Genomic DNA, 21,882 nt, shown 5'->3' with positions numbered 1-21,882 from the left:
CCCACCCAAAACTATCACTTTTTAATTCAACACTCGCCTATTGTTGGTTTATTGCCCCCATCCCCGCCCCCCCCCCCCCCCCGGCGCGGCTCGCCCCCGCGGGGGGGGCCCCCCCCCCCCCCATGACGGGGAGAAGTGACGATGTTAACACCGGCACAACGACATTTTCAGAAGGTCATGGCAGAGCGCCGGGGCCAGGCGGATGAAGAATCCGATATCCAGCGCACCGCGCATGAGCAAATTCTGCATCGCCTGCGTATGGACTTGTCCCGCCTCAGCGGCGTGCAGTCCGAAGAAACCAAAGCCGAAATGAAGAAATCCATGCTGCCTGAATACGAGGGATGGATTGAAGGCACGCTCGACGGCGACAGCGGGCGGCAGGATGAAGTCATTACCAGGCTAATGGTCTGGGCGATTGACTGTCGTGACTATGCGCTTGCGTTGAGGCTGGGGCGCTACGTGGTACGCCACGGGCTGACGCTGCCGGATAACTTCAACCGCACGGCAGCGACCTTCCTGACTGAAGAAATGAGCAAGCCACTGTTGACGCTCGCGGCTGCTGATGCCGACGCTGATTTGTCGTCCGGTATCGCAGTGCTTGACGAAGTGGCGGGAATTGTCGCCGACAGTGATATGCCGGATGTGGTGCGCGCCAAGTTGTGCAAGGCCCGTGCACTTGCCCGCCGTGGTGCGACTGATATCACGACCAAAGCTGAGGCGCTGGCGCTGTTCCGTGAGGCGCTGACGCGAAATCCTAATGCCGGGGTGAAAAAAGAGATCGCCACGCTTGCCCGTGAAGTTAAGAAGCTGTCTGCGGACGACGGCACGGGTGAAGGCGATACGGCCAGCACCGACAAAACTGACGGTACTGCAGAGCCTGTTCCTGAAAAGATCGCCACCGCCAGCGCAGCAGGTAACGCGCCAACGCGCAAAACCACGACTAAGACGGTGACGGGCAAAGCGACCAAGCGCAAACCTGCCAGCCAGAAAAAGAATTAACGACTTCGGCCCCGTCCGACAGGCGGCGCGGGTGGATATCTGCCCGTATACGGTCTTTTAAGCACCCGCCCACCGCCTGATTTATGGGAGATAAGTGCATGAGCAGCCTTGTGGCAAATAAGCGCGTGTTGCCTGCCGACAGTGATACCCCCGATGTTGATGATGGTGATACCACCGTCAGTGCCGGGGACTTCTGGCCGGTGATTAAACTGGCCGATCTCCGTCTGGCCGCGCGTATAACTGGCGGTATCACTACGTCCAGGCTGATGCACGTCACCACGGAAGCGGTAGCCCATGTTACCGCGCAGTTGCTGGACTGGCGCGCCGGTCAGCTCAAAGCAGGTTTTCACACGCTGGAAGATGTGCCCTCCGTCCTGCCGTCAGGTGAGATGGAAAAGCTGGTTATCAACGGTGAAAACGTGAAGGTGTACCGCTTCCGGCGTGCGGTTTATTCGATTGCCAGGGCGCTGGTACTTGAAGGTTATCGCGATGTTGATACCACGGCGAAAGGCGAAAAAGACGCCGCCGCGCTTGACCTGCAACGGGATGATCTCTGGCGGGATGCCCGCTGGAGTATCGCCGACATTCGCGACACGCCGCGCCTCTATGCGGAGCTTTGCTGATGAAAGTGAAGGCATTGCAGGGGGATACGGTGGATTTGCTTTGCTGGCGTCACTACGGCACCACGCAGGGCGTGACCGAAAAAGTGTTATCTGCCAATCCAGGACTGAGCCAGCAGGTTTTTCTTAATGCCGGTCAGGAGATTGAGCTGCCGGAAATCGCGCGTAAAGCGACACAGGAGATTGTGCAGTTATGGGATTAAGTTTCTTTCACCGCCTGAATGACTGGCTGACATTCACCATGTCAGCAATGGTCACGAGTATCGGCGTTATGACACTGAGCGAAAAGATTGCGCTGGCCGGTCTTCTCGTCGGGATGGTTTTTGGTGCCCGTGGATGGCTCTATCGCGCCCGCATCGAACGGGGGCAGAAGCGTCGCAACGAACTGATTAACCAGATCCTTGAGCAGGCAGAACACAGGCAGATGAGTGAGTCAGAGCGCCGGGCGCTCGGCCTTCTGCAACAGAATGAGCCGGAAGATGAAACAGCTTATTAAAAAATGCTCCATTGCGGCCATTGTTGCCCTGGGTATCACGCTAAGTCCTGGCGCGCTGCGCACAACACCTGAAGGTCAGCAGAAGATTGCTGGCTGGGAAGACTGCCGGAATACGCCCTACTACTGCACGGCTGGCGTGCTGACAGTTGGAATTGGTTCGACCGGACGCGTTGAAAAGCGTGAGTACAGCGACAGCGAGATCGCCGGTCGCTGGATTAACGATATGCGGCACGCTGAAAACTGCATTAACCAGAATTTTGAAGGCGCGCATATGCCGCAGTCTGCCTTTGAGGCCATGACGGATGCAGGTCTTAATGTTGGGTGTACTGGACTGATGTGGTTCACGGACGGCCAGAAGCGAAAGCAGCGCACGACCATCTGGAAGAAGGCGCAGGCGCATGAATGGCAGGCGATGTGTAACCGGCTGACAGACTTTGTGAACAGCGGCGGTAAACGTAGCCAGGGACTGGTTAACCGTAGAACTGATTTTAAGGCGTGGTGCCTGCGTGACGTGGAGGCTGGAAAGTGAAGATTACAGCCATTTTATGCGCGCTGCTGGCGCTGGCCTCTGGTGGCTTGCTCTGGCAGACACATCAGCGCGGTAAAGACTCCGTCCGCAATGAAGTGCTTTCCCGCGAGGTGAAGAGTAATGGTGAGGTGGTTGGAGAGCTGCGGGCACTGACTGCTGACGCTCGCGAAGTCCTTGCACAGTTGCGGGCAACCGAACAGCAAAGAAACGCCCAGGGAGAAAAGCGACGTGAAAACATGCGCGATGCCATCAAAGACAATACGTGTGCCAACACTGTTGTGCCTGCTTCTGTCAGTAACAGCCTGCAACACCGTACCGCCGCAGCCGCAAATGAAAATCGTGCACGAGCCGGTACCGGAAAGCCTGACGGCAGCAACGCCAGCGCCGGAACTGACCGCCCCGGTAACGTGGGGGGCGATAGCCATCTGGAGTGATCGCCTGCGCGATGCGCTGGATACCTGCAACGCCGATAAGGCGGCGATAGCCGATCTCGATCTGCGCCGCCTGAAAAGACTGACTGACCACGCGAGGGCAACACCATGACCTTATTCGACTACCTGAGCGCTCACCATTACTGGACGCTTATTTATCTGCTGATCATTGCGGGCGCGATTGAACGTTTCGGGCGTTAAGAAGGTATCACCATGCTGAAAGCTGACTCACTACGCGAGACCCTGATCCGCGCTAACAAATGGTGCAGGGCCAACCCTGAAGCCTTCACCGTATTTGTGGAAGAAGGGAATATCGAGACGACCGGCGAAACACCATCGTTTATGTACCGCTATACCCTGGTGCTGTTTGTGATGAATTTTGCCGGTGATATTGATGATTTCATGTTGCCGTTAATGGCATGGCTCTGGCACAACCAGCCCGATCTGCTACTGAACCCGGAGAAGAACCGAGACATTAAGTTTACGACCCTTATCAACAATGACGATACCGCCGACATTCTTTTTGAAATGCCGCTGCGCGAGCGTGTGAAGGTCACTCTGGATACAAACGGTATTCCCCGGGCGGAGCATTTGCCGGAACCTAAACCACGTATCCCGTCAGCGGACGGAGACTGGAGCGCCATCTTTGAGGATGTGACGTGGGAGGCTGACGCGCATGAGTAACGATCTCTTCCGTGAGCTGGAGCAGGTATTCAGCGACATACTCGCGGGCACCTCGCAGGCCGGACGTGTTCGCACTGCCCGCGCTATTGGCCAGGCACTGCGAAAGAGCCAGCAACAGCGCATCAAAGCACAGCAAAACCCTGAAGGCTCGCCATATCCTGCCCGTCGTCGCCGGGTGTTGCGCTCTCAACAAGGTATTGTTTTTGTCTGGCAGGGTGAGATCCGCCGCCTGAAAAACTGGCACGGTGGCCGGGGAAAATACGGGCGAACCATTACCGGCTTTGACGAAGAGCGCAACGATATTCGCACGTTTTACCGCAGCGATATTGAGCGTTACATCGAGATCAATACGCGCTCAGTGCGCCGCAGCACTGCGAAGAAGGTGCCGATGTTTCAGAGGTTGCGCAGTTATCGCTTTCTCAAAATGCGCGCTGATGCTGGCGGTACTTCCGTGGGTTATGACGGCGTGACCGCGCGCATTTCGCGTGTGCACCAGTACGGCCAGCGCGATCAGGTCGGGCCGGGTGCTTTTGCTAAATATCCGGTGCGAGAGCTGCTGGGCGTTACCGCTGGCGATGAGCGGATGATTACGGAGCAGGTGGTTAACAGCCTGGGGAGTGCCGCACGATGAGCGCTGAACTGATCCGCCTGCTGGAAAATATCCTCCGCGTCGGCGTCGTTATTGACGTTGATGAAGAGAGCTGGCGCGTGCGCGTGCAAAGCGGCGAACTTCAGACCGACTGGCTGCGCTGGACCACCACGCGCGCCGGGGCATTCAGTATCTGGGTGCCGCCTTCCATGGGTGAGCAGGTCTGGCTGGGCTGTATCGGTGGCAACCCTGAAACGGCGGTCATTATCGGCAGTCTCTACAGCAGTGACCACCCTGCGCCGGGCAGCAGCCTGAAAGAGATTGTGCTGACAGCACCAGACGGTGCCTCTTTCCGCTATGACGCAGAGGCCAGCGCGCTGGAAGCGCAGGGCATGAAGACAGCACATATCAAAGCCTCTGCCAGCGTCACGCTTGAAACACCAATTGTAGAATGCACCAACCATCTGAAAGCGCGGACGTTCGAACTGTCGGAGGGTGGCACGATGAAGGGCAATATTACCCATTCTGGCGGATCGCTTTCGTCTAACGGGGTAACGGTTCATTCGCACGTGCATGGTGGTGTGCAGGGTGGCAGCAGCAACACAGGGGGGCCGAAATGACAGTCCGCTATACCGGGATGAACCCGGACGGCACGGGCCAGCTTACCGAGACAGATCAGCTGTGGAATTCAGTACGCGACATACTGACCACGCCGCTGGCAAGCCGGGTTATGCGGAGGGATTACGGCAGCATGATCCCCGATCTGCTGGATGAACCACAGAACGAAGTGACGCGCCTGCAATGTATGAGTGCGGCAGTGATCGCCCTGACGATGTGGGAGCCGCGTATTGCCCTGAACGGCATCAATATCAGTTATTCAAAGGATGGCGCTGTTACCGCTGAACTGGTCGGTATTATCACCGAAACCATGCAGACGGCAGGCAGTGCGCTAACGCTCAGGAGTGGCAGCAATGGCAACAGTTGATTTATCGCAGCTACCGCAGCCGCAAATTATCGAAGTGCTGGACTTTGAAGTCATTCTCAGCGAGGTCAAAGCCGTCATGCTGGCGGCATTCCCGCAGGAACAGCAGGCTTCTGTTGCCGCCGCGCTGGAGCTGGAATCCGAACCGCTGAACGTGATCGCCCAGGTAGTTGCTTACCGTGAAATGATGCTCAGGCAGCGGATTAATGACGGTGCGGCGGCGTGTATGTTGAGCCATGCCGTATCGTCCGATCTTGATAATCTCGCGGGCAACCTGAACACCGAACGCCTGATCATAACCCCGGAGACGGCAACCACTGACGCGGTAACAGAAAGTGATACCGCACTGCGTCTGCGCGCGCAGGCTGCGTTTGAAGGGCTAAGCGTGGCGGGGCCAACCGGTGCATATGAATATTTTGCCAAAAGTGCCAGCGGCAAAGTGGCGGACGCCAAAGCGATCAGCCCGTCGCCTGCTGTGGTGGTGGTCTCTGTGCTGTCTACCGAAGGTGACGGCACTGCCAGTGCGGAACTGCTGGCGACGGTGGATAAAGCGCTGTCTGCTGACGATAAGCGCCCCGTTGCCGATCGTCTGACCGTTCAGGCAGCAGAGATAGTGAATTATCAGATCAATGCGATGCTGTATTTCTATCCCGGCCCGGAGTCTGAACCAATCCATACCGCCGCGCAGGACGCGCTTCAGTCCTGGCTGAATCAGCAGGGCAAGATTGGCCGTGACGTTGCCCGCTCAGCCATTATGGCGGCGCTGCATGTTCAGGGCGTGCAGAGGGTGGAGCTGCTGGAGCCTGCCAGCGATATTGTGATCGCCGATACGCAGGCAGCGCGGTGCGAGTCCTTCGCGATAGAAACCGGGGGCACTGATGAATAAGAACATGCTGCCGCCTTCGGCCAGCGGTTTTATGCGCAATACAGAGAAGGTGACGGAGCGACTTACCGATATTCCTGTTGATCTGCGCAAGCTGTGGAACCCGGACGAATGCCCCGCTGATCTTCTGCCTTATCTCGCCTGGGCGCTGTCAGTTGACCGCTGGGATAAGAACTGGTCAGAACAGACCAAGCGGCAGGTGATTAAAGCCTCCTGGCTGGTTCACCGTCAGAAGGGCACTATTTCCGCTTTGCGTCGCGTCGTTGAACCGTTCGGCTTTCTGCTTCGCGTGATCGAGTGGTGGCAGAGCGGCGAAGAACCGGGAACATTCAAGCTCGAAATCGGTATTCAGGAGCAGGGGATTACGGAGGAAACCTATCTTGAGCTTGAGCGCCTTATTGACGATGCCAAGCCGAGAAGCCGCCACCTTACTGGCCTTTCTCTTTCGCTTCAGTCGCAGGGGTATATCGAAGCCGGGGCGGGATGTTATATCGGCGATACGCTGACCGTTTACCCCTATTTTCCTGAAACCATATCCGTGGGCGGTGGTGACTACACCGGCGCGGCAGTCCATTTAATTGATACCGTGGAGATCTCAAGTGGCGACTAAATATTTTGCCCTGTTAACCAATATCGGGGCGGCAAAACTGGCAAACGCCACGGCATTGGGTGCGAAGGTTGAGATCACCCAGATGGCCGTAGGTGATGGCAATGGTGCGCTACCGACACCGAACCCGGCACAAACCGCGCTGACGCATGAGCTGCGCCGCGCGCAACTTAACATGCTTACTATCGACCCGGTAAATACCAATCAGATCATTGCGGAACAGGTCATACCGGAAGACGTGGGCGGATGGTGGATCCGTGAAATCGGCCTGTTTGATAAAGACGGCGATATGATTGCAGTTGCCAACTGCGCGGAGACCTATAAACCGCAGTTGCAGGAAGGCAGCGGGCGCGTGCAGGTCATTCGCGTGATCCTGATCGTCAGCAGTACCGAGGCGGTAACGCTGAAAATCGATCCGTCCGTGGTACTGGCAACCCGTAAATATGTCGATGATGCCGTCATTGAAGTTAAGTCATATGTGGATCAACAGCTGGCGGGGCATATTGCCGCGGCTGATCCGCATACGCAGTATTTGCTGGAATCAGATTTTGATAAATTTTTCCCGGCAGGTTTTCCGCTTCCGTGGCCGCAGGCAACACCGCCAGCGGGTTTTCTCAAGTGCAATGGCGCAGCTTTTGACAAGGCAAAATACCCCAAACTGGCTACTGCATATCCATCAGGTAGTCTGCCTGATTTGCGCGGCGTGTTTATTCGCGGCTGGGACGATGGGCGGGGGCTGGATAGTGGCCGCGCTATTCTGTCGTATGCTGCTGATAAGTTGAGGAAGCACACTCATGCATTATTGTTTGGTAATGGAGACGGGGGCGAAACTCCTGCTGTTCATGAATCTTACCGTAAGAGTTCAGCGACCGTTTATTTTGCATATTCGGGGAGCAGTGGCGTGTATTTATCCGACGAGGGCCAGAACGAAACCGCACCATGTAACACCGCGTTTAACTACATCGTGAGGGCTGCATAATGGCGAAGGCAAAACTGAATAGCGAACTTATTGCCACTGTGGCGGGTGATATTACCGTGTTTAATTATGATGGTGAGACGCGGGAATACCTGTCTACATCCGTGGAATATCTGGCTGTTGGCGTTGGCCTGCCAGCCAACTCCTGCACTGACGAGCCAGGAAAAAGCAAAGAAGATTTCACCATTTGCCGGACAGCAGACTTTACCGCCTGGGAATACGTCGCCGATCACCGTGGTGAAACGGTGTACAGCACTGAAACAGGGGAATCGGTGATCGTTTCTTTGCCCGGTGATTACCCGGAGGGCACAACCACTCTGGCACCGTCCACGCCTTACGATACGTGGGACGGTAGCGAGTGGGTGACGGATAACGAAGCACAGCACAAGGCAGATGTGGAGGCAGCAGAACAACAGAAAGCTGCGTTACTTGCAGAGGCACAAACGAAGATCAGCCTGTGGCAGACGGAATTACAGTTAGGCATTATCAGCGATGAAGATAAAGCCAGCCTGATCGCCTGGATGAACTACATCAAGGCAGTGCAGGCTGTGGATACGTCGAAAGCGCCGGAAATTACCTGGCCGGTTAAGCCGGAATAAGTTTGCATACCGGCAAGTACTGCCGGTTCTAACCGTGCTGGCCATATGTATCGAGTACAGTCATTTTTAACGGTGCTGTAGCACAGTCAGTTATGGCGGTGTGTTCCGGAAGATGAAGCGGGCAAATGCCCGCTTTAGTTTTATGTGGATGCTGTCAGAGCAGGCCAGACAGCGTACTACTGGCAGAGTTGTAGGCGGACGTGGCTTTATCCTTCAAGCCAGCAAGTAAATCGCCAACAGACGACGCTTGCAGGCGCTCTCGTAAATCTTCATCACAGCGCTGAAAGCTGATCGAAAACTCAATTTTTTTTGCCTTTCCGTAGCGGTCAAATTCCGTATGCGTGGCCTGTAGCCAGGTCAGCACATACATCCCGTAAATCTGCCCCGCACCACTGATTAAAGGCCACGGACGTCCGGTGTATGCCTGCGTTGCCAGAACGGTAAGAGACACGTCACCGCCCGTAATTTCAGGGTAGAGCACACCATCCAGGTTAATCTGCGTCTCCCCCGCGCCGATGTACTGCCATTTTGCCGATCGGTTAATGCGATCATTCTTCACATGACGCCAGTTCAGCGAGTGGCGCAGCTGCTGGTAAGGTAGTGTCTTCAGTTCGAAAACGAACATCCCGTATATCATCATCATAATGTTGCCTCCCCTTAATCTCTGTCTTTGAAGCTGCCGCGATTAAGCCGTTCACGGCGGGCCAGTTCGGCATTTACTTGATCGGCAACAATCCGGCCAATTTCGCGCGCGTCCTGCCGGTCAACGCCGTGCAGGTGTACGTGGATTTCCCCCGTAAAGCCGCCAGCGGCAACCGGTATATTGCTGGCGCTGCGGCTAACTGGCTGAAGTTCCGCCTGTTTGACTGGAAGCGATGCCGCCACCACTGCGGGGCGTTCACTTAACCGGCCTGCCGTGGTGGTGGCAAGTTGTGGTTCCTTCCATTCCTCCCCCACTACTGCGGGACGCGCACTTACCCTGCCTGCCGTGGTAGTGCTGGCAAGTTGTGCCGCCTTCCATTCCTCACCCATTACCACGGGAAGCGTACTTACCCGGCTTGCGGTGGTAGTGTTAGCAGGTTGTGGCTCCTTCCACTCCTCCCCCACTTTTGCGGGACGTTCACTTAACCGACCTACCGTAGTGGTGCTGGCAAGCTGCGACTCCTTCCATTCCCCACGAACGGCCAGCGCACGCGGCAGGTTTTTAAACACGATATCGCCGGGGCCGATCTTCTTCGTGTTGTCGGCTGTCGCTTTGGTGTTGCTGTCGATACTCTGCAACCGGCGCATAGTGCCATTATCGCCGGTCAGCGGTGAAGTGGTGTGCGGTGCTCCGGGGGGAACGTTATTAACCTCAACTTTTTTCGGTGCAACTTTAGCTATATCCCCCTGAAGAAGGGCAATTTTGTCCTGAAGAACGGCCATGCGCTGCGCGTCTTCGATTTTCTTCCTGGCTTTTTCCGCCTCATCAGGAAGAACACCGAGCTTTTCAAGGATCCATGCCAGTGTATCCAGCAGCATTTTGGCAGGTGCAAGAACAAGCTGGAGCGCGCCACCAAGAACGTTGCCGAACACCTCCCCGGCGCTGGCGCATTTATCCAGCGTTTCCTTGCTGGATTCCATCGAGGAAAGCAGAGATTTGAACCAGTTAAAGACCTGGCTAACAGCGCTGCCTATCGCGTCAAAGGTGGGGCTGAATTGCGCGAAGGTCTCGCGTAATGGCGCTAGCCTTTCCATGATGCCGGTGAATACGCCAGCAAAAAATGCTTTAAGAGGTTCCCAATACCGCCAGATAAGCACGCCAGCTGCAATAAACGCCGCCACTATCAGACCAATGGGGCTAAACAGCAGTGACAGCGCTGTACCAAGCACAGATACCGCGGTAGTGATCATGCCCCATATTGCTGGCAAGCCGGTCAGTCGAAGGGCAAACATTCCGATGTTTTTAGTCAGCGCGCCCAGCGCAGCGCCAGGTGCAAGAAATGCCCCCATAAGTGCGCCGCGCATCGCAGGGATGATGGTCGATAATCCCCGCATTTTCCCTGCTAACGAGCCGAGAACTGGCCCCCATCCGCGCACGCCAGCCATTGCCGGTCCGGAAGCCGTTCCGAGTGTTCGCAGAGCTGCAATCGTTCCGGTTATGCCTCTGCTTCCTGTCAGCAGGGTAAAACCTAACTGGAGTTTAGCCAGCGGCCCCATCAACAGGCCGATAGCCAGCGATGTGCCGCCAATGGCCGCGGTCAGCGCCAGAACACTGCCGCCGACAACCAGCAGGGATTGGGCGAGCTTCGGATTTTCCTTCGCCCATTGCGTCATATTCCCCACAACGTCGCTAAGACCTTGTGTCAGGCCGCGAAGCTGATTGTTGACGAGATCGTTAATCTGGATGCGGAAGCCTTCCCAGGCGCTGTCCAGATTTTTAAGATCGCCGTCAAGGTTATCCGCCATTATTTTGGCGGCTTTCTGTGCCTCACCTTTGGCATTTTTCAGTTCACCAAGTAGCTTCTGAAGTTCGCCACTACCTGCGGACATAACCAGAGCCTGGAATGATTTTGACGCTTCTTCACCGGCAATATCTTTGAAGAATGAGAGCTTATCGGTATCGCCGTATTTGCTGATCTTTTTATAGAGGTCTGTGAGAACTACTTCAGCAGGGCGCATTTTCCCCGTTGCATCAGCGACCTGTACGCCCAATTCTTTAAGGGCATCTTTCGCCCTGCCGGTTGGTGCGGCAAGGCGTGAAAATGTAGCCTGTAAACCAGTACCGGCGATACTTCCGCGCAAACCCACGTTCGCCATCACGCCGATCATGGCCGTTGTCTGTTCGACGCTGACGCCAAGGTTGGAAAGACCTGTACCAGCGTACTTCATTGCTTCACCGATATTTTGCAGATCGGTGTTGGTACGGGTGAATGAGCCAGTTAATACGTCACTGACGCGATCCATTTCTTTAGGATCGAGGCGGAACTGAGACAGGATATTTGAGCTGATATCGGCGCTTTCACCTAAATCCATACCACCGGCCAGCGCCATATTGAGTACGCCAGGCAGTGCGGCCTGAATGGCCTGCGGAGTGAAACCGGCCATAGCGAGGAATGCCTGGCCGCTGGCGGCGTCAGTCGTGGTGAACTGAGTTTCAGCACCCAGCTTTTTGGCCTGATCGCGGAGTGCCGAAAAGTCTGCTGAGCTTTTATCTATGCGGGTAAGCGCCTGTACGCGGGACATTTCACGGTCAAACCCAACGGCAGGGGATAAAAAGCGCCCTGCTGCATAACCAGCAGCAGTGGCCCCGGCAACGGCCATCGTGCCACCGCCGCGAAGTTTGCCAGCCGTTTGCTGCATCTGGTCGTAGCGCGCACGTGCCTGCGTGACAGCGGCAAGCTGTCGCCGCTCTCGCTCAAGCGTCTGGTTGTACTGTTCGGTTCGGCGTATGGCGCTCTGAATGGTGCGATCGCTGCCGACCAGTGAAACGCCGTGGCTGCGCAGCGCCTGTGAGGCGGCGCGCAGCATAATCATTTCCTGCGTACGTGCAGAGTTAAGGCGCTCCAGCTTTGCGGCCAGCGCTGCCATATGTGCTTTTTGCTTGTCTGTAAGCTGTGTGCCTTCCCGCTGTGCCTGATTCAGCCCTTCGAGAGTCCGGCTGGCGTCGTCGATTTTGCGGGAGGTCTTTTGTACGCTGTCACGCAGACGGTTGAACCTGCGTGACTGACTGTCCAGATCTTTAATGCGGGACTGCGTTTTTTTGAGGGATTCAGACAAACCGCCCGCACTCTGGCGGGCGGCATTGACCGGGCGGGTAAGTTTATCGATCGCGCTGAACGCGACGCGGATATTAAGGCTTTTCACTGTCACTGGCTCCACTTCGGACAGCCGCCCGCTCACGCCAGGCTATGACTTCGCCCAGTTCCATCGTGAAGACTTCAGAGGGCGGCCAGTTGAAAACAACCGCGATATCAGCAACCAGATCGTCGATCAGGTCGAACCGCAGGAGTGTTAATGATTCTCCGTCTCCGCCTCGCTCGATGCTCCAGACCCCGCAGGTGTCAAAAAAGGGACGAGCGCTTCTGAAAGGCTGACGAAATCGCGGGTATCCATTTCGTTAATTTCGGTCTGTTTGAGGCGCGGTGACGTGACGCGGGTCAGCAGCACCGCCACAGAATCAACATCCATATTCATCACGTTGACAAGCTTCAGCCCACGGAGGGAACCAGCCTGTTTGATCTCATCCGTGATCGTTACCTGAGTAATTCTCTCATCGCCGCGAACAACGGGTTTTGCCAGCGTAATCGCGTTATCGTTTTTTTTGCTCATTGTTGAATGCTCCGGGCGGCACGGCTGTGCCGCCACTTATCAGGTTAATCAGTTACCCATTCCCAGCGCAGACGTGATGCGGTCAGGGTAGATATTCTTGCCGTCTTTCTTGTAGATGAAGTTCAGCAGATCAAACTCAAACAGCGGCTTATCGTCGATGGTGAGCTTGTAATAGGTGTTCTTCATCGTGTAACTGACGGAGGTGTCTTCTCCCTGCTTGCTTTCGCCGCCGTCCATTTCGGTGATCCGGCCGCGCAGTTCGACCTCTACCAGCAGGCTTTCACCATCGGTGTAATACTCACCGGCGAAGCGGAAGCGGGTCTCGTCGATATCGCCGCAGTAGTTCAGCAGAAGCGACTGAACCAGACCACCAACCACCATCGTGGTGTCCAGCGCGCCACTGTCCAGACCGAGATCCACCGCAGCGGAGCCAATCATCCCGCCGCCCTGAAAATCTTCAGTTTTACGGGTCAGTTTTGGCAGCGTCACGGAAGAGACTTTGCCGATGCAGTTGCTGCCGTTCACAAAGCAGGTGAACAGGCGCAGTTTGTGAGGAACCGCCATTTATGCACCTCCCAGGGAAGAAAACGCCGATTCGAAATACTCGTCCGTGAAGGTCTGGTAGAGCGTCAGATCTTCCATTGGCGGAACCGGTGTATATTTATAGCGAATGCGTACCTGACCCTGACGGAGACCGGTTGTCGGGTTATCCAGGATATCAAACCAGCATTCAGCACCAATTAGCCGCCCCTGCGTCACCAGCGAATTGAGTTTGCCGCTGATGCCGCTGACCACGTCCTTGACGTTGGCCGGGGTTAGCGGTTCGTCCACTGATTCAAATTGCGCCTCAGCGATACTGTCAGCCAGAATCTGTGCCGTACGGGTGTAAACCTCAAAGATATAGTCTTTGGTGTCTGTAACGCGGTTGCCCCAGAACCGGAAACCGTTACGCTTGATGAGCGTCGTGATCTCCTTGTTGTTCAGTTCGTTCGCGTCGCTGTCTTCGGCCTGAAGCGACCAAAAAACATCCTGCGAAATACCCAGCACGTTGCTTACCGATACATTGGAAAGCGATTTATGCCAGCCCTGATTGTTGTCAATCAGCGCACGCAGGCCGCAGGCATACGCAGGGGCCGGGAAGGTTTCGTTTTCTCCTGTCTGCGGGTTGTATGCGATGAAATCAGGCCAGATAAGCATTAGCTCGCGATAGGCGAAGGTCGCACGATATGCGGTGGCTTCAGCCATCGTTTTGCATCCATAGCAACTGGCGTAAACAAACGCGCGCAGGTTTTGTGCAATGACGCACAGCGCGGAGGTCACTTCTTCCGTGTCGTAGCCCGGCACGGCCAGAATGCGCGGACGATAACCCACCTTCTGCTCGGCAGTAAGAAACGCGTACATGCCGGTATAGCTGCCGTCTTCTGCCGTGCCACCCATGATGAGCTGCGACTGCGTTTTACCGCCTTCCTCTTCCGTGGCTGCTGCCACGCGCACAACGATAACCTTCGGACTGGTCTGGTCAGCGATGGCTTTGAGTGTTTTGTACAGGGAGCCGGTTTTACCCGCCTTACCCAGCACGTTGTTAACCCGCGTCAGCAACACGGGGGTGTTCAGGGGAAAGGTTTCCGCGTCGGCATCATCCGCTACGGCAACGACCCCAATGACACTTGATTCAATGTCATTGATGGCCGTCACCAGGTCGGTATTCTCCCGGACGCGTATACCGTGGAAACGTGTCTCTGACATGTTAGCCACCATTACGTTATTGAGTTCGCAGTGATAATCCCTCATGTCTGAATGTCACTCACGCTATTGCGGGTCTGGCCGCACGGCGACAACAAAAACCGATTTGGCCTCTCCCGCGCGCGTGGGATCCTTCGCCGGAAGAAGGGGGAAAGCATGGCACTTACAGACCTGACAAAATCACTTAACGACGCCGTAAGCAGTTATAACGATTCACTGACCGAGGCGGTAAAAAGTCCGGGATTCAGCATAACGATGGGCGGCAAGGTACGGACGCAGCTTGACGAGCGGATCATGTCGTTGTCACTGACGGACAATCGGGGTTTTGATGCCGATCAGCTTTCCATTTCTGTTGATGATAGTGACGGTATGGTTGCTCTGCCTCCGCGTGGCGCTGAGCTTGCGGTATCAATTGGCTGGCTGGGTGAGCCGCTGATTTACAAGGGACTGTACACAGTTGATGAGGTATCCCATGAAGGGCCGGGTGATATCATTGGTATTACTGCCCGCAGCGCTGATTTTCGTGAAGAGTTCAACGTAAAGCGCGAAGTCTCATGGCATGACGTGACCGTTGAGCGCGTTGTATCGGCCATTGCGCACCGCTACGGTCTGAAAGCGCAGATCAGTGAAATGCTCATGGATATTGAGATTGATCACGCTGACCAGACGCAGGAAAGCGATATGTCATTCCTTACCCGCATGGCGGAAATGCTGGGCGCAATAGCCACCGTAAAGAACAGCAGTCTGCTGTTTATCCTGCCGGGTGGCGGTGTAACCGCTGACGGGAAGGCAATACCCTCTGCCAGCATTGACCGCACGAGTGGGGACCGTCACCGCTTTCGTATTGCCGATCGGGATGCGTATACCGGCGTCAGGGCTTACTGGCTGGATCTCAATTTTGGCAAAAAGAAAAAGGTCAGCGTTAAGCGTCGCAAGCCTGCAAAGCCCAAAAAAGAGAAGAGCAGCAGCCGCGAGGGTGATTACATGGAGGGAGCAGACGGTAACGTTTATGTGCTGCGAAAAACTCACCAGAATGAAGAAGCGGCAAAACGTGCAGCTGCGGCAAAATGGCAACAGCTTCAGCGTGGCGCGGCAGAGTTCTCGATCACCCTGGCGCGTGGCCGCGCTGAGCTTTATCCCGAAATGCACGTCACAGTTAGCGGTTTTAAGGATGAAATAGACAATCAGGACTGGATCATTGCGCGTGCTGAGCACGTCATAGACGACAGCGGCTTTACCACCCGGCTGGAGCTGGAAGCGAAAATACCTGACTGGATAGCGGAAACTGAATAAAATGAAATGGAGTTCAACTCCCACAGGGGAGCCATCATTATGTTCAGATGTCCTTTTTGCGGCGCTATGGCCCGCACCCGTACCAGCCGTAAAATAACCGATATGACAATCCGGCAATACCACCAGTGTCAGAATCTGGAATGTAGCCGGTCATTCACCACGCTTAACAGCGTAGAAAGGGAGGTAACAAAGCGTGCAGGTACTGCACCGTTACCGCCAGACTTCATCCCCCGCGATGCCTTTCCCGCCTCGCACTATGGAAATAATCAACTTAGCCTGATTATTTAAACAAAAGCCCCGCAATGTAACGGGGCTTTTCACTTGTCAATGCGTCCAAATCCGATAAAATCCCAATGATTTGTAACAAAAAGATAAGATTTTCATTTAAGGAGATTTGTTTATGGCATTGGTTAGCTGTCCAGAGTGTCTTAAGGATGTAAGTGATACAGCATTACGTTGCCCGTCATGTGGGAAGCAGCTTAAAAAGCCACGGCGTTCACTTTTTGGAAAAGTCATCAAGTGGGCTTTTATACTGTTCAACTTATTTATGATCTACTGCCTCTTCGCAGGATTAGGTGGTAGTGGTGAAGTAATAAATCACGCAACTTCCGATGCAGAAAGAGCTGGGGCTGCAATTGGTACCGGTCTAGGTTTAATGGCAATCGCTAGTGTCTGGGTTATAGGCGACATAATCATCGGTATCCTTGTATTCCTCACAAGACCAAAGGGATGATTAAATGAAAAAGCTGTTTTTAAATGCAATAGCATCATTTATGGCACTCAATGCAGCGTCTGTATACGCAGGAAGTGAACACAAAAACTTCAATGCAGTACTTGAATGTCGGGCTATGGAAAATAATGCTGAACGACTTTCTTGTTACGACAAATCAATACCGCCATCACGAACACAAAATGCTGATAAATTCGAGAGTAGAGATCAATGCCCTGAGGAGAAAGATAACGATAAACGACTATCTTGTTACGATCGCTTCTTCTCACCAACGTTTAAAGCTACAACAAGCACGATAAACACGTCAGCAAAAACTGATTATCAGCAACCTGACCGAGCTAAGTTGTTAGAGTGCCAAAGTGAAATTAATGGCACTAAAAGGCTGGCATGTTTCGACAAGCTATTCCCGCAGACTACATCCGCAGAAACTGAAGCTGTAGAAAATTCTGTTTCTAACCCTGGCAAGTGGCAAACATCAATTAGCACCTCGCCGGTAGACGACTCAAAAAACATAATCCTCTCACTTAACAGTAATGATTACATTCGAACACCTTTTGGAGAAAGTGTGATTCCAACAATGTATGTAGCCTGCCGCGAAAAGAAAACGGAGGTATTCATTAACTGGGATGTGTACCTAGGTCTTGAGCAAACGAGCATGCTCTACCGCCTGGATAAGCAGAAAGCAGTTGAAAAAGAATGGTCTATCTCAACTGATACCAAAGCAGTTTTTTACAAGGGTAGTGACATTGATTTCATTAAATCTCTAGCTAAAGCAGACAAAATGTTCACCAGAATCACCCCATACAATGAAGCCCCTGTGAGTGCAACCTTCGATCTGAAGGGCCTTTCAGATGCAATGAAACCGCTTCAAAAAGCTTGTGGTTGGAAGTAAACGAAGTTTATGTCATTAACCAGAGCTACCTTCAGACGATGAAGAGTAACTTGTTATGAAAAAAGCCCCGCTCAATAAGCGGGGCTTTGTCATTGTAATGTGGACACTTTTGTCGAAGTGTGGACGCTATGTGGACGCTGATTTTAAAAATCCCTTTCAATCAGCAATTTAAATTCTTGACCTTCCCCTTGATGGAAGGTTTAACCTTTATAACAGTTAGCGAAAAGCGTTACTCCGGTCAACTACTGACCAGTCCATTATACGGGAGTTTTGTTATGTCTCACACTATTGACCTGACGCTGGACGGCCTCTCATGCGGCCACTGCGTCAAACGCGTTAAAGAAAGCCTGGAACAGCGTCCTGACGTTGAAAGCGCTGAGGTGACGATCGACCATGCCGCCGTGACCGGCAGCGCCAGCGCGGATGCGCTGATCGATACCATTAAACAAGCGGGTTATGGGGCGGAGCTAAGCCACCCAAAGGCTAAACCGCTGGCAGAGTCATCGTCCCCGTCGGAAGCACTGACAGCGGCCACTCCTGAGCTTCCGGCAGCGGATGATATTGATGACAGCCAACAGCTGCTGATCAACGGCATGAGCTGCGCCAGCTGCGTCTCCCGGGTACAAAACGCCTTGCAGGCCGTACCGGGCGTCGCGCAGGCACGGGTAAACCTCGCGGAGCGCACTGCGCTGGTGATGGGCAGCGCCTCCGCCGCAGAATTAGTCCAGGCCGTTGAGAAAGCGGGCTACGGCGCGGAGGCCATCGAAGACGATGCCGAACGCCGCGAGCGCCAGCAGGAAACGGCTATCGCCACCATGAAGCGCTTCCGCTGGCAGGCGATCGTCGCCCTGCTGGTGGGGATTCCGGTGATGGTGTGGGGCATGCTCGGCGACAACATGATGGTCACCGACGACAACCGCACGCTGTGGCTGGTGATTGGCCTGATAACCCTCGCGGTCATGGTGCTTGCGGGCGGGCATTTCTATACCAGCGCCTGGAAGAGCCTGAAAAACCGCACCGCGACGATGGATACCCTTGTCGCACTCGGCACCGGCGCGGCGTGGCTCTATTCGATGAGCGTCAACGTCTGGCCCCAGTGGTTCCCGATGGAGGCGCGCCATCTCTATTATGAAGCGAGCGCGATGATTATCGGCCTGATAAACCTGGGCCATATGCTGGAAGCCCGCGCCCGCCAGCGCTCCTCGAAAGCGCTGGAACGCCTGCTCGATTTAACCCCGCCGACGGCCCGCGTGGTCACGGACGAGGGGGAAAACAGCGTTCCGCTGGCGGAGGTGCAGCCCGGCATGACGCTGCGCCTGACCACCGGCGACCGCGTGCCCGTTGACGGCAAAATAACCCAGGGCGACGCCTGGCTGGATGAAGCGATGCTGACCGGCGAGCCTATCCCCCAGCAAAAATCAAACGGCGATGCCGTCCATGCCGGTACGGTGGTACAGGACGGCAGCGTGCTGTTTACCGCCAGCGCCGTCGGCAGCCACACGACGCTGTCGCGTATTATCCGCATGGTGCGCCAGGCGCAGAGCAGCAAGCCGGAGATTGGCCAGCTTGCTGACAGGATCTCGGCCATCTTTGTGCCGGTCGTGGTCGGCATTGCCCTGCTGAGCGCGGCGATCTGGTATGTCTTCGGCCCCGCGCCGCAGATTGTTTACACCCTGGTGATCGCCACCACGGTATTGATCATCGCCTGTCCCTGCGCTCTTGGCCTGGCGACCCCGATGTCGATTATCTCCGGCGTCGGCCGCGCGGCTGAATTTGGCGTGCTGGTGCGGGACGCGGACGCGCTGCAGCGGGCCAGCACCCTGGATACGCTGGTGTTTGATAAAACCGGCACGCTGACCGAAGGCAAACCGCAGGTGGTCGCCGTCCACACCGTGGACATTGCGGAAGCGGACGCGCTGCGCCTCGCCGCCGCGCTGGAGCAAGGCTCCAGCCATCCGCTGGCGCGCGCCATCCTCGATAAGGCCAATGCGTCTGCCCTGCCGCAGGTGAGCCATTTCCGTACCCTGCGCGGGCTTGGCGTCAGCGGTGAAGCCGAAGGCCACGCGCTGCTGCTGGGCAACCAGGCATTGCTCAATGAAAACGGCATTGATACCGCCGCGCTGGAGAGCGAGCTGAAGGCGCAGGCGTCTCAGGGGGCCACCCCGGTTCTGCTGGCGGTGGATGGCAAAGCCGCCGCGCTGCTGGCCGTGCGCGATCCGCTTCGCCAGGACAGCGTGGACGCCCTGCAGCGCCTGCACCGTGCGGGCTATCGCCTGGTGATGCTGACCGGGGATAACCCGACGACGGCTAACGCCATCGCGAAAGAAGCCGGTATTGATGAGGTCATTGCGGGCGTCCTGCCGGACGGTAAAGCGGACGCCGTCAAGAAACTGCAAAGTCAGGGACGTCAGGTAGCGATGGTCGGCGACGGTATCAACGATGCCCCGGCGCTGGCCCAGGCGGACGTGGGGATTGCGATGGGAGGCGGGAGCGATGTCGCCATCGAAACCGCGGCCATTACCCTGATGCGCCACAGCCTGATGGGCGTCGCCGACGCGCTGGCCATTTCGAAAGCCACGCTTCGCAACATGAAGCAGAACCTGCTCGGGGCGTTTATCTATAACTCGCTCGGCATCCCGATTGCCGCCGGCATTTTGTGGCCGCTGACCGGCACGCTGCTTAACCCGGTGGTCGCGGGTGCGGCGATGGCGCTCTCCTCCATCACCGTGGTCAGCAACGCCAACCGGCTGCTGCGCTTTAAACCGAAGGATTGAACCTTGTACCCGTACGCGCTAGCATGAACTTTTCCGTTCATGGAGCGCGTATGGGCCTGTTTAATCGTATAAAAACCTCGTTTCGCGCCCTCTTTCCTCGCCGTTACGCCTGGCCCGGCCTGGATATCTCGCTCCCCGGCGGGCAACATCTGCACCTGGTCGGCAGCATTCATATGGGTACGCAGGATATGTCTCCCCTGCCCCCCGGCCTGATTAAACTGCTGAAACACGCCGACGCGCTGGTCGTTGAGGCGGACATTTCGGGCCACGAGTCGCCGTTTGCCGGGCTTGAGAGCGATCTCCCGCTGGCGGAACGTCTGGACGAAGCCCATCTGGCGGAACTGACGCGCGTCGCCGACGAAACCGGCGTCTCGCTCTCCATGATTGACGCCCTGCCGCTCTGGCAAATTGCCATGGTGCTGCAGGCCACGCAGGCGCAGCGTCTGGGCCTGCGCGGTGATTACGGCATTGATTACCAGCTGCTCAATCTGGCAAGGGCGCGCAGCCTGCCGATCATCGAGCTGGAAGGAACGGACAGCCAGATTGCGCTCCTGCGGCAGCTCCCCGACGACGGCCTGACGCTGCTGGATGATACGCTGACCCACTGGCACACCAACGCCCGCCTGCTGCAGACCATGATTGGCTGGTGGCTCGATGCGCCGCCTGAAGACGGCAAGCTGGCGTTACCGTCGACGTTCAGCGAATCGCTGTATGATGTGCTGATGAACGCGCGTAACAAAGCCTGGCGGGAGACGCTGCACGCGTTACCTGCGGGGCGTTACGTGGTGGCGGTTGGGGCGCTACATTTGTATGGAGAAGGGAATTTGCCGTCGCTGCTGAAATAAAAAAGTGGCCAATATTTCTATTGGCCCGTCAAAGAGGAATTTCATCGTTTTTATTATGCCGAAGGAGACCTTCGGTTGAGCCGATTGTCGCTCAAAGTGACCATCACTGCCAATACTATTGCGCAAGATGGTGCTATTTTTTAGACAAACGTCAGGCGTATGCTGTTGGCATAATTGGTCTGTCGTAAGAAGGATAGCTATGACTCCCGCCGTTAAATTACTCGAAAAAAACAATATTTCTTTCCGGATCCACACCTACGATCACGATCCGAATGAAACCAACTTTGGTGATGAAGTGGTGCGCAAGCTGGGGCTGAACGCGAACCAGGTTTATAAAACGCTGCTGGTCGCGGTAAACGGCGACATGAAACACCTCGCCGTGGCGGTGACCCCGGTGGCGGGACAGCTGGATCTGAAGAAAGTCGCCAAAGCGCTGGGGGCGAAAAAGGTGGATATGGCGGATCCAATGGTGGCGCAACGCACCACGGGCTACCTGGTGGGCGGCATCAGCCCGCTCGGCCAGAAAAAACGCCTGCCGACGCTGATCGATGCCCCTTCGCAGGAATTTGACACCATCTTTATATCCGGGGGCAAACGCGGGCTGGATATTGAGCTGGCCGCGGGCGATCTGGCAAAAATGCTGGATGCGAAGTTTGCAGATATTGCGCGCCGGGATTGAGAAAATTGCCCGGTGGCGGCTACGAGGTAAAAGCAAAACGGTAACAGGCGTTACCGTTTTTTTGTGTTTGCGCCCTCTCCCGGTGGGAGAGGGTTGGGGTGAGCAGCTGTGTTTAAAGTCAACAGCTGACGACTAAGCTGCCACCCATTTTTTATTGTCCCGCACCATCGCATTCAGGATTGTTACCAGCTTTCTGACGCAGGCTGTCATCGCCACTTTA

Annotated in this window: 28 protein-coding genes; 21 read left to right on the top strand and 7 right to left on the bottom strand. The window is 55.6% G+C overall.

Features of this window, described 5'->3' with window-relative positions; all coding sequences use genetic code 11:
• Positions 1-141 precede the first annotated feature (141 nt).
• From gpM to L6R44_RS21635, 5 genes are all read left to right on the top strand, one after another.
• Positions 142-999, top strand: a complete 858-nt coding sequence (gene gpM / locus L6R44_RS21655) for a phage terminase small subunit (RefSeq protein WP_058678861.1) — start codon at positions 142-144, stop codon at positions 997-999.
• Between the two features lie 98 nt (positions 1,000-1,097).
• Positions 1,098-1,622 (top strand): head completion/stabilization protein, encoded by a 525-nt coding sequence (locus L6R44_RS21650; protein WP_058678860.1) that lies wholly within the window; start codon positions 1,098-1,100, stop codon positions 1,620-1,622.
• Positions 1,622-1,822: a tail protein X gene (locus L6R44_RS21645; protein ID WP_193360333.1), complete on the top strand. Its 201-nt coding sequence runs from the start codon at positions 1,622-1,624 to the stop codon at positions 1,820-1,822. The genes L6R44_RS21650 and L6R44_RS21645 overlap by 1 nt, the downstream gene beginning before the upstream one ends.
• Positions 1,813-2,115 carry a hypothetical protein gene (locus tag L6R44_RS21640; protein ID WP_058678858.1) on the top strand — a complete coding sequence of 101 codons (303 nt, stop codon included), beginning with the start codon at positions 1,813-1,815 and terminating at the stop codon, positions 2,113-2,115. The genes L6R44_RS21645 and L6R44_RS21640 overlap by 10 nt, the downstream gene beginning before the upstream one ends.
• Positions 2,099-2,644 (top strand): lysozyme, encoded by a 546-nt coding sequence (locus L6R44_RS21635; protein WP_058678857.1) that lies wholly within the window; start codon positions 2,099-2,101, stop codon positions 2,642-2,644. Before L6R44_RS21640 ends, L6R44_RS21635 begins: the two co-directional genes overlap by 17 nt.
• Positions 2,645-2,658: 14 nt before the next feature.
• Here the strand turns inward: L6R44_RS21635 and L6R44_RS21630 are convergent, their stop codons facing one another.
• Complete coding sequence (locus L6R44_RS21630) at positions 2,659-2,955, bottom strand: hypothetical protein (RefSeq protein ID WP_237425388.1); 297 nt, start codon at positions 2,953-2,955, stop codon at positions 2,659-2,661.
• A 19-nt stretch (positions 2,956-2,974) separates the two neighbouring features.
• Here L6R44_RS21630 and lysC point away from each other — a divergent pair, with 19 nt between their 5' ends.
• The 9 genes from lysC (at position 2,975) to L6R44_RS21585 (ending at position 8,395) form a co-directional block, all read left to right on the top strand.
• The gene (gene lysC / locus L6R44_RS21625) at positions 2,975-3,187 is read left to right on the top strand and encodes an Rz1-like lysis system protein LysC (protein ID WP_072189927.1); all 213 of its coding nucleotides are present in this window, start codon (positions 2,975-2,977) and stop codon (positions 3,185-3,187) included.
• A gap of 101 nt (positions 3,188-3,288) precedes the next feature.
• The gene (locus L6R44_RS21620) at positions 3,289-3,759 is read left to right on the top strand and encodes a phage tail protein (RefSeq protein WP_237425387.1); all 471 of its coding nucleotides are present in this window, start codon (positions 3,289-3,291) and stop codon (positions 3,757-3,759) included.
• Complete coding sequence (locus L6R44_RS21615; RefSeq protein ID WP_237425386.1) at positions 3,752-4,390, top strand: phage virion morphogenesis protein; 639 nt, start codon at positions 3,752-3,754, stop codon at positions 4,388-4,390. Before L6R44_RS21620 ends, L6R44_RS21615 begins: the two co-directional genes overlap by 8 nt.
• The gene (locus L6R44_RS21610; RefSeq protein ID WP_237425385.1) at positions 4,387-4,968 is read left to right on the top strand and encodes a phage baseplate assembly protein V; all 582 of its coding nucleotides are present in this window, start codon (positions 4,387-4,389) and stop codon (positions 4,966-4,968) included. Before L6R44_RS21615 ends, L6R44_RS21610 begins: the two co-directional genes overlap by 4 nt.
• The gene (locus L6R44_RS21605; protein WP_237425384.1) at positions 4,965-5,333 is read left to right on the top strand and encodes a GPW/gp25 family protein; all 369 of its coding nucleotides are present in this window, start codon (positions 4,965-4,967) and stop codon (positions 5,331-5,333) included. The genes L6R44_RS21610 and L6R44_RS21605 overlap by 4 nt, the downstream gene beginning before the upstream one ends.
• A complete protein-coding gene (locus L6R44_RS21600; RefSeq protein ID WP_069733256.1) occupies positions 5,320-6,216 on the top strand; it encodes a baseplate assembly protein in 897 nt (298 codons plus the stop codon). Before L6R44_RS21605 ends, L6R44_RS21600 begins: the two co-directional genes overlap by 14 nt.
• On the top strand, positions 6,209-6,823 hold the full coding sequence (locus L6R44_RS21595) for a phage tail protein I (protein ID WP_193360328.1): 615 nt from the start codon (positions 6,209-6,211) through the stop codon (positions 6,821-6,823). Before L6R44_RS21600 ends, L6R44_RS21595 begins: the two co-directional genes overlap by 8 nt.
• The gene (locus L6R44_RS21590; RefSeq protein WP_237425383.1) at positions 6,813-7,799 is read left to right on the top strand and encodes a phage tail-collar fiber domain-containing protein; all 987 of its coding nucleotides are present in this window, start codon (positions 6,813-6,815) and stop codon (positions 7,797-7,799) included. The genes L6R44_RS21595 and L6R44_RS21590 overlap by 11 nt, the downstream gene beginning before the upstream one ends.
• Complete coding sequence (locus L6R44_RS21585) at positions 7,799-8,395, top strand: tail fiber assembly protein (protein WP_237425382.1); 597 nt, start codon at positions 7,799-7,801, stop codon at positions 8,393-8,395. Before L6R44_RS21590 ends, L6R44_RS21585 begins: the two co-directional genes overlap by 1 nt.
• A gap of 154 nt (positions 8,396-8,549) precedes the next feature.
• On the opposite strand, the gene L6R44_RS21580 is transcribed toward L6R44_RS21585, so the two are convergent.
• From L6R44_RS21580 to L6R44_RS21555, 6 genes are all read right to left on the bottom strand, one after another.
• Positions 8,550-9,038 (bottom strand): phage tail protein, encoded by a 489-nt coding sequence (locus L6R44_RS21580; protein ID WP_237425381.1) that lies wholly within the window; start codon positions 9,036-9,038, stop codon positions 8,550-8,552.
• Positions 9,039-9,052: 14 nt separating this feature from the next.
• A complete protein-coding gene (locus L6R44_RS21575; RefSeq protein WP_442876515.1) occupies positions 9,053-12,082 on the bottom strand; it encodes a phage tail tape measure protein in 3,030 nt (1,009 codons plus the stop codon).
• Between the two features lie 145 nt (positions 12,083-12,227).
• Complete coding sequence (locus L6R44_RS21570; protein ID WP_032424037.1) at positions 12,228-12,383, bottom strand: GpE family phage tail protein; 156 nt, start codon at positions 12,381-12,383, stop codon at positions 12,228-12,230.
• Between the two features lie 5 nt (positions 12,384-12,388).
• Positions 12,389-12,706 (bottom strand): phage tail assembly protein, encoded by a 318-nt coding sequence (locus L6R44_RS21565; RefSeq protein WP_237425380.1) that lies wholly within the window; start codon positions 12,704-12,706, stop codon positions 12,389-12,391.
• Positions 12,707-12,754: 48 nt separating this feature from the next.
• Positions 12,755-13,270, bottom strand: a complete 516-nt coding sequence (locus tag L6R44_RS21560; RefSeq protein ID WP_006117904.1) for a phage major tail tube protein — start codon at positions 13,268-13,270, stop codon at positions 12,755-12,757.
• Positions 13,271-14,452 carry a phage tail sheath subtilisin-like domain-containing protein gene (locus L6R44_RS21555; RefSeq protein ID WP_237425379.1) on the bottom strand — a complete coding sequence of 394 codons (1,182 nt, stop codon included), beginning with the start codon at positions 14,450-14,452 and terminating at the stop codon, positions 13,271-13,273. It lies immediately after the preceding gene.
• Positions 14,453-14,605: 153 nt separating this feature from the next.
• Between L6R44_RS21555 and L6R44_RS21550 the strand changes: the two genes are divergently transcribed.
• The 7 genes from L6R44_RS21550 to ybaK all read left to right on the top strand — a co-directional run bounded on the left by L6R44_RS21550 (position 14,606) and on the right by ybaK (position 21,662).
• Complete coding sequence (locus L6R44_RS21550) at positions 14,606-15,742, top strand: contractile injection system protein, VgrG/Pvc8 family (protein ID WP_237425378.1); 1,137 nt, start codon at positions 14,606-14,608, stop codon at positions 15,740-15,742.
• 39 nt (positions 15,743-15,781) lie between these two features.
• The gene (locus L6R44_RS21545; RefSeq protein ID WP_045346406.1) at positions 15,782-16,030 is read left to right on the top strand and encodes an ogr/Delta-like zinc finger family protein; all 249 of its coding nucleotides are present in this window, start codon (positions 15,782-15,784) and stop codon (positions 16,028-16,030) included.
• Between the two features lie 112 nt (positions 16,031-16,142).
• Positions 16,143-16,475, top strand: a complete 333-nt coding sequence (locus L6R44_RS21540) for a hypothetical protein (RefSeq protein WP_010428212.1) — start codon at positions 16,143-16,145, stop codon at positions 16,473-16,475.
• A 4-nt stretch (positions 16,476-16,479) separates the two neighbouring features.
• Positions 16,480-17,364 (top strand): type VI secretion system-associated protein TagO, encoded by an 885-nt coding sequence (locus L6R44_RS21535; protein ID WP_048249721.1) that lies wholly within the window; start codon positions 16,480-16,482, stop codon positions 17,362-17,364.
• Positions 17,365-17,639: 275 nt separating this feature from the next.
• Positions 17,640-20,138 (top strand): copper-exporting P-type ATPase CopA, encoded by a 2,499-nt coding sequence (gene copA / locus L6R44_RS21530; protein WP_237425377.1) that lies wholly within the window; start codon positions 17,640-17,642, stop codon positions 20,136-20,138.
• A gap of 50 nt (positions 20,139-20,188) precedes the next feature.
• Positions 20,189-20,983, top strand: a complete 795-nt coding sequence (locus tag L6R44_RS21525) for a TraB/GumN family protein (RefSeq protein ID WP_237425376.1) — start codon at positions 20,189-20,191, stop codon at positions 20,981-20,983.
• A 199-nt stretch (positions 20,984-21,182) separates the two neighbouring features.
• Positions 21,183-21,662 carry a Cys-tRNA(Pro)/Cys-tRNA(Cys) deacylase YbaK gene (gene ybaK / locus L6R44_RS21520; RefSeq protein ID WP_237425375.1) on the top strand — a complete coding sequence of 160 codons (480 nt, stop codon included), beginning with the start codon at positions 21,183-21,185 and terminating at the stop codon, positions 21,660-21,662.
• Positions 21,663-21,882 lie beyond the last annotated feature (220 nt).

The organism is Enterobacter cloacae complex sp. ECC445, from assembly GCF_021892025.1.
Taxonomy (GTDB): domain Bacteria; phylum Pseudomonadota; class Gammaproteobacteria; order Enterobacterales; family Enterobacteriaceae; genus Enterobacter; species Enterobacter chengduensis.
The sequence above is the reverse complement of the archived record's forward strand: the minus strand, read 5'-3'. Positions and strand labels throughout refer to the sequence as shown.

Bases quoted from the DNA above. Each gene is read 5' to 3' on its own strand.
- L6R44_RS21585 (WP_237425382.1), top strand. From the start codon at position 7,799: ATGGCGAAGGCAAAACTGAATAGCGAACTTATTGCCACTGTGGCGGGT.
- L6R44_RS21615 (WP_237425386.1), top strand. From the start codon at position 3,752: ATGAGTAACGATCTCTTCCGTGAGCTGGAGCAGGTATTCAGCGACATA.
- L6R44_RS21560 (WP_006117904.1), bottom strand. From the start codon at position 13,270: ATGGCGGTTCCTCACAAACTGCGCCTGTTCACCTGCTTTGTGAACGGC.
- copA (WP_237425377.1), top strand. From the start codon at position 17,640: ATGTCTCACACTATTGACCTGACGCTGGACGGCCTCTCATGCGGCCAC.
- L6R44_RS21580 (WP_237425381.1), bottom strand. From the start codon at position 9,038: ATGATGATGATATACGGGATGTTCGTTTTCGAACTGAAGACACTACCT.
- L6R44_RS21555 (WP_237425379.1), bottom strand. From the start codon at position 14,452: ATGTCAGAGACACGTTTCCACGGTATACGCGTCCGGGAGAATACCGAC.
- L6R44_RS21600 (WP_069733256.1), top strand. From the start codon at position 5,320: ATGGCAACAGTTGATTTATCGCAGCTACCGCAGCCGCAAATTATCGAA.
- L6R44_RS21595 (WP_193360328.1), top strand. From the start codon at position 6,209: ATGAATAAGAACATGCTGCCGCCTTCGGCCAGCGGTTTTATGCGCAAT.
- L6R44_RS21640 (WP_058678858.1), top strand. From the start codon at position 1,813: ATGGGATTAAGTTTCTTTCACCGCCTGAATGACTGGCTGACATTCACC.
- L6R44_RS21535 (WP_048249721.1), top strand. From the start codon at position 16,480: ATGAAAAAGCTGTTTTTAAATGCAATAGCATCATTTATGGCACTCAAT.
- L6R44_RS21540 (WP_010428212.1), top strand. From the start codon at position 16,143: ATGGCATTGGTTAGCTGTCCAGAGTGTCTTAAGGATGTAAGTGATACA.
- L6R44_RS21635 (WP_058678857.1), top strand. From the start codon at position 2,099: ATGAAACAGCTTATTAAAAAATGCTCCATTGCGGCCATTGTTGCCCTG.
- gpM (WP_058678861.1), top strand. From the start codon at position 142: ATGTTAACACCGGCACAACGACATTTTCAGAAGGTCATGGCAGAGCGC.
- L6R44_RS21620 (WP_237425387.1), top strand. From the start codon at position 3,289: ATGCTGAAAGCTGACTCACTACGCGAGACCCTGATCCGCGCTAACAAA.
- L6R44_RS21610 (WP_237425385.1), top strand. From the start codon at position 4,387: ATGAGCGCTGAACTGATCCGCCTGCTGGAAAATATCCTCCGCGTCGGC.
- L6R44_RS21565 (WP_237425380.1), bottom strand. From the start codon at position 12,706: ATGAGCAAAAAAAACGATAACGCGATTACGCTGGCAAAACCCGTTGTT.
- L6R44_RS21650 (WP_058678860.1), top strand. From the start codon at position 1,098: ATGAGCAGCCTTGTGGCAAATAAGCGCGTGTTGCCTGCCGACAGTGAT.
- L6R44_RS21525 (WP_237425376.1), top strand. From the start codon at position 20,189: ATGGGCCTGTTTAATCGTATAAAAACCTCGTTTCGCGCCCTCTTTCCT.
- L6R44_RS21605 (WP_237425384.1), top strand. From the start codon at position 4,965: ATGACAGTCCGCTATACCGGGATGAACCCGGACGGCACGGGCCAGCTT.
- lysC (WP_072189927.1), top strand. From the start codon at position 2,975: ATGAAAATCGTGCACGAGCCGGTACCGGAAAGCCTGACGGCAGCAACG.
- L6R44_RS21545 (WP_045346406.1), top strand. From the start codon at position 15,782: ATGTTCAGATGTCCTTTTTGCGGCGCTATGGCCCGCACCCGTACCAGC.
- ybaK (WP_237425375.1), top strand. From the start codon at position 21,183: ATGACTCCCGCCGTTAAATTACTCGAAAAAAACAATATTTCTTTCCGG.
- L6R44_RS21645 (WP_193360333.1), top strand. From the start codon at position 1,622: ATGAAAGTGAAGGCATTGCAGGGGGATACGGTGGATTTGCTTTGCTGG.
- L6R44_RS21550 (WP_237425378.1), top strand. From the start codon at position 14,606: ATGGCACTTACAGACCTGACAAAATCACTTAACGACGCCGTAAGCAGT.